The organism is Erwinia sp. (assembly GCF_031978025.1).
Taxonomy (GTDB): Bacteria; Pseudomonadota; Gammaproteobacteria; order Enterobacterales; family Enterobacteriaceae; genus Erwinia.
Map to the genome: position 1 here is coordinate 1 of NZ_DALZCD010000298.1, position 5,153 is coordinate 5,153.

Annotated in this window: 5 protein-coding genes and 1 pseudogene; 1 reads left to right on the plus strand and 5 read right to left on the minus strand. The window is 53.2% G+C overall.

The features are described 5' to 3' along the window. The 5 genes and pseudogenes from RTK32_RS18720 to RTK32_RS18740 all read right to left on the minus strand — a co-directional run. Positions 1-706: pseudogene (locus RTK32_RS18720) on the minus strand (methyl-accepting chemotaxis protein); the annotation flags it as partial. Between the two features lie 107 nt (positions 707-813). Next, positions 814-1,833 (minus strand): AI-2E family transporter, encoded by a 1,020-nt coding sequence (locus RTK32_RS18725; RefSeq protein WP_312046622.1) that lies wholly within the window; start codon positions 1,831-1,833, stop codon positions 814-816. Positions 1,834-2,016: 183 nt separating this feature from the next. Next, on the minus strand, positions 2,017-2,352 hold the full coding sequence (locus RTK32_RS18730; protein WP_246759499.1) for a helix-turn-helix domain-containing protein: 336 nt from the start codon (positions 2,350-2,352) through the stop codon (positions 2,017-2,019). A 263-nt stretch (positions 2,353-2,615) separates the two neighbouring features. Beyond that, complete coding sequence (locus RTK32_RS18735; protein ID WP_312046625.1) at positions 2,616-3,098, minus strand: Rrf2 family transcriptional regulator; 483 nt, start codon at positions 3,096-3,098, stop codon at positions 2,616-2,618. A gap of 203 nt (positions 3,099-3,301) precedes the next feature. Beyond that, the gene (locus tag RTK32_RS18740) at positions 3,302-4,171 is read right to left on the minus strand and encodes an NAD(P)-dependent oxidoreductase (RefSeq protein ID WP_312046627.1); all 870 of its coding nucleotides are present in this window, start codon (positions 4,169-4,171) and stop codon (positions 3,302-3,304) included. Positions 4,172-4,521: 350 nt separating this feature from the next. On the opposite strand from RTK32_RS18740, the gene RTK32_RS18745 reads away from it, so the two are divergent. Continuing rightward, positions 4,522-5,153 (plus strand): MFS transporter (locus RTK32_RS18745; protein ID WP_312046628.1); only part of this gene is annotated, 632 nt, incomplete at its 3' end.

Sequence of the window (5,153 nt, forward strand, 5' to 3'; positions counted from 1 at the left end):
TCTGGGCGATTTTTACCGCCTGCGCCAGTGGCTGAGTGATGCTGCGTACCAGCCACCATGTGATGATGCATCCGGTCAGCAGCGCCAGCAGCATCGACAGGGTCAGGATCAGCCGCGTATGTTGATAACTTTGCTGATTAGCGTCGGCAATCTGCTTATGTAACTTTTGCGTATGTGTCAGCACGTTGGCGACCACTTCGTCGATCATTTTAGTTGGCAAACGATCGGCGCCGCTAACCAGATGATCGATACGCTGCGCGCTGCCGACATCGCCTTGAGTGTACGTCTGTAGCGCGCTGAGATAGCGTGCTTGCAGGTCAGCATGAAGCTTGCGTGTCTCTACGGCTTCACGGTTATCCATGCCCACGGTCGGCATCATTTCAATCAGCCCCGCGAGCAGCTGCTGAGTTTTGTCGCCCTGTTCAATGAAAGCCGTTCGGTATTGAGTAAAAGCGTCTTGGCTCTGGCCACCGCGCAACAGCGTATTTTTCCACTCCTGCACCTGAATTTTAAACTGCACCTGTGCATTTCTCGCGGTGTCGATAACCCGCTCAATCTGCATTTCCTGTTGCATGATCTGACTGCTTTGTTCAAGTGCATTTTCGTTGATGGCAAGACCACGCAGGCCGATAAACAACGTCGCCCCAAGCAACACTGCAGCCAACAGACCTAAACGCACGCCAATTTTATAATTAGAGAGTTTCATCTGGCACCCTGGTAGATAGACCGAAAGCAATTTTCGGTCCTTCAGAAAAGATTATCGGCAGGGCAAACAGGAAGCTTTAGCGGCCCCGAATGGGGCCGAAGACAAGGTTAAATCAACCGCGCATGGCGCAGTTCACTTTTCAGATAAGCGTAAAACACCGGCGCGGCCACCACGCCCGCCAGGCCAAAGGCAGACTCAAATACCAGCATGGCCAGCAGGATCTCCCAGGTTTTGGCATTGATCCGGGTACCAAAGATGCGGGCGTTGATAAAATATTCCAGCTTGTGCACCACAATCAGGAAGATCAGCGCGATGAGGGCCGCCTGCAGCGAGATGGAAAGCCCGATAAGCACGATGACCGTATTAGAGATCAGGTTGCCGATCACCGGCAGCATACCGGCAATAAAGGTCAGCACGATAACGGTTTTGGCAAACGGAAAATGCAGGCCGAACAGCGGCAGTACGCCAAACAGAAAGCCGCAGGTCAGCAGCGTGTTGACCAGCGAGACTTTAATTTGCGCGAAAACCACATCATGGAAAGAAGCCGCAAGCAGCGTCAGGCGTGTCAGCAACGCCTTAGTAAGCGGGGCATTGCTGGTATCGCTGCCGCCCATACGCAGCGAAATTATCGCGCCCAGCAGCATCCCAATAAGCATGGTGGCAAAGGTGTGCGCCGCGGTACGCCCGAGCGTCTGTACCACAACCAGATGCTCACGCAGCCAGGCCATTACCTGATGCTGCAATTCATCAATGTCTGCAGGCAGGTAACGGGTGACGACAGGCGAAAGCGTATCCTGCGCATCTTCCAGCAGTTTGCTGGCGGCAGCATGAAAAGCCGCCGGACTGTGAAAGTCGTGCAGCAAAAAACCTATCAGTTTGGTAATGCCCCCTGCCAACGCTAACAGCACCAGCACGGTGAGAAAGAAGATGGTGATCCAACGCGCCAGCGGGCCTTTTACCAGCCGCTCAATCCAGGGCGTCAGCGCCAGGATAGTTTCATAAACGATAAATCCGGCCAGAAAGCACGGCAGCAGACGCAAAGGGAAAATCATCATTAGTGCGATAAAGACCAGCAGATAGCTGGCGGCCTCGCAAAATTGCCGTTTAGTGAGGTTCCGTATCTCCATAAGGATTCCTGTCTGTATAAAGTCAAAAAGCATTATATTTCAGACAGTATACAATCCTCCGCGTTTTTTCAGGCCTGTTTTGCCCTTCTGGCGAGGTTATATTTATACGACACGGTGAATGGATAAAAAGCGAACAAGGCGGGAAAAGTCAAAGCGGGCTGCTACGCCCGCCATTGAAAGCAATCAGGCGCTGACCTGCACCTGGCGACGCCATGCGCCCGGCGACTGGCCGAACTGACGTTTGAAGCTGCGGTTAAAGGATTGCTGGGAATCGAAACCAAACGAAATGGCCACGTCCAGGATAGGCTCGCCGCCTTTAGCCAGGCGTTCGGCCGATTTTTTCAGGCGACGCGCGCGGATATATTCGCCTAAGGCGTGGCCGGTATGCTGCTTAAACATACGCTGCAGATGCCATTTGGAATAGCCTGCGCGGCGGGCTACGGTATCCAAATCCATCTTGCCTTCAATATGCGTGTCGATCCACGTTACCAAATCGCTGATAAAATCATCATGGCTCATTGTCTTCCCCTTAAAATTATAACCTGTTTTTGCTGTTGACCTCCGCCAGCGGGCGGGGTAAAAGGTAACTGTCATTAGTGCATTTAGTAACGATAAAACAGCAAGCCGATTAATGCAAGTATAATTGTTGCATTAAATGCATGCGCTGGCGGCAATGAAAAGTCGCAGGATAATCAGTATGGCGTGAAGACGTTACGGCAGATGGGGTGGATCAGGATGGGTTCAGGCACTAAAAAAGCCGGACAGTGTCCGGCCATATTTCGTCAACTTTCCGCATTTTCACGGGCTTTCATCGCCTCACAGCTGCCTTCAGGGTAGCGGCGGTCGCGCTCGTAGATTTCCCGTAGCGCATCGGCAACCGTCCGTTTTGCCAGCACGCTAAGCGATGCCTGCTCGGCCTCGTGCGCCAGCTCCTTAAAGAACCAGCAGGTATTGGCGCTGACAAGGCAACGCGCCGGCACTTCCGGCCGGCCCGCCAGCAGCGGTTTGTCTTCCAGCACGGAAGTATAGATATCGCAAAGCGTAATCTCTTCCGCCGGCCGTCCCAGCCTGATGGTGCCCGTACGGCCCAGGGTGGAGACAATAATGCCGTCGCGGGTCAGCGGCACCATCATTTTACGGACAAAACTGGGATTGGCTTCAAGGCCCATGGCCAAAATTTTGCTGGTGCTGCGTTTACCTTCCCGCTCCGCCTGGGCTATGCAGAGCACCATTTGTAACGCTGTAGGAAAACGAATATCAAGCATGTTCAGATCCTTGCTTTAGGCTGTGCCTCACCGTATCGGCGGTGATCTAAAAAAGCATTAAAATCAATCAACTAATAATGATGATAATGAATTAATATATCAAATAGTGTTGCACTTTAGAAGAAAGCCGTTAAGCAGTTCCTGCTATTTACGCTATAACCCTGAATAACAGAGGGATTATTCCCTCTGTTTTAGCCAGAAATTTAGCGATTTTCCTGCAAAAAGCGATAGATTACCGACAAATCTTTTTCACCGTAGCCCGCCTCAACCGCCTCCTGCCACAGTCCGGCGATGGTATCTAAACCAGGCAGCCGGCTCTCTTTCGCCGCAGCCAGCGCCAGACGAGCGTCTTTCAGCGCCCAAGTGAGGTGCATTTGCGGTTCATAACTCCCCTCTTTGATCATGCCGAGTTTTGCTTTGGCATAGGGAACGGCCAGCGGCCCGCCGTCCAGCACGTCCCAAAACTCATCCGGCGTAAAACCAAACTCTTCTGCCATCTGGGTGCTTTCCGCCAGCCCCTGCACCATTGAGATAAGCCAGGCGTTGACCACCAGCTTCATGCGCGACGCCGCGCCCGCTTTCCCCAGCCATTTTACGCCTTTCGAGATTGCGTCAAAAACCGGCTCGACGGCCTGCGCTTTTTCCCGGTCGCCACTGGCCAGGACCACAATTTGTGCATTTTCTGCCGGGGTCTTAGTGCCTGAAACGGGCGCATCCAGCATCACCACATCTGGCCGCTTCTCGCCCACCAGGGCGATCAGCTTTTCAGTGGCCTCCACGCCGATGGTTCCCATCTGCACCAGAATGGCCCCCTGCTTCAGGTGGGGAAGCGCCTGCTGCAGCACCTCTTCAGTGATTTCCGCATCCGCTAACATGCTGATAATCACGTCAGCCTCTTTTACCGCCTCTGCCGGCGTTTCCGTCAGGTGCAGGCCGAGGCTTTGTAAATCTTCGCCTCGCGATTTGGTACGGTTCCAGCCGCGAGTGGTAAATCCATTTTTTAACAGGTTTGCGGCAAACGCGTGCCCCATCGCACCCAGCCCTAATACGGCTACAGCGGAACGTTGACTCATAACGGACTCCCTATCATGGTTGATAAAAACGGTGTGCTCTTTCCAGGGTAGCGCAACCCGGTGGGGAATGCTGGTTTTCCGGCAACCGTTAATCAGAAAGGCTGACTTCTTTCCCCTCCGCTGGCGCATCCCGGGATTGTGACTATACTCATCGACCAACAGATTTTCGTCGTTAAATCAAGAAACAAGGCCGAAAAGTGGGGAAGGATATTCACTTTGTGCCGATTATGCTGATTTACATAAAAACCGCGTTTTTTGATGTCATCTGTTGGATAAATCAAACACAATATGGGTACTTTTTCTGTTTTCGCGTAACGCGAAACTCACTTATCAACAAGTCGTTAAACCTGATGCAATCAATAACCGTTTCTCGCAAGACCGCATGGCTGCGCGTCATTATGTTAGCCATCGCCGCTTTTATTTTTAATACCACCGAGTTCGCGCCCGTTGGCCTGCTTTCCGATATTGCCAGCAGCTTCGCTATGCAAACCGCCCAGGTCGGCCTGATGCTGACGATCTATGCCTGGGTGGTGGCGCTGATGTCGCTGCCGATGATGCTGCTGACGCGTCAAATCGAGCGGCGCTTCCTGCTGATTGCCATTTTTCTGCTTTTTATCGCCAGCCATGCGCTTTCCTCGTTCGCGTGGAACTTTAACGTACTGGTGATTTCGCGGATTGGCATCGCGCTGTCGCACGCTATTTTCTGGTCAATAACCGCTTCGCTGGCTATCCGCGTCGCCCCTGCCGGCAAGAAAACCCAGGCATTAAGCATGCTGGCGACCGGCACAGCGCTGGCCATGGTGCTGGGCCTGCCGATTGGGCGCGTAATCGGACAGTACCTTGGCTGGCGCATTACTTTTGGCGTCATTGGCGTGGTCGCCCTGATGACGATGCTGACCCTGGCGAAACTGTTGCCGAAGTTACCAAGCGAGCACACGGGATCGCTGAAAAGCGTGCCGATGCTGCTTCGTCGCCCTGCCCT

Coding starts and splice junctions, on each gene's coding strand:
- RTK32_RS18725 (WP_312046622.1), bottom strand. CDS start 1,833: ATGGAGATACGGAACCTCACTAAACGGCAATTTTGCGAGGCCGCCAGC.
- RTK32_RS18735 (WP_312046625.1), bottom strand. CDS start 3,098: ATGCTTGATATTCGTTTTCCTACAGCGTTACAAATGGTGCTCTGCATA.
- RTK32_RS18740 (WP_312046627.1), bottom strand. CDS start 4,171: ATGAGTCAACGTTCCGCTGTAGCCGTATTAGGGCTGGGTGCGATGGGG.
- RTK32_RS18730 (WP_246759499.1), bottom strand. CDS start 2,352: ATGAGCCATGATGATTTTATCAGCGATTTGGTAACGTGGATCGACACG.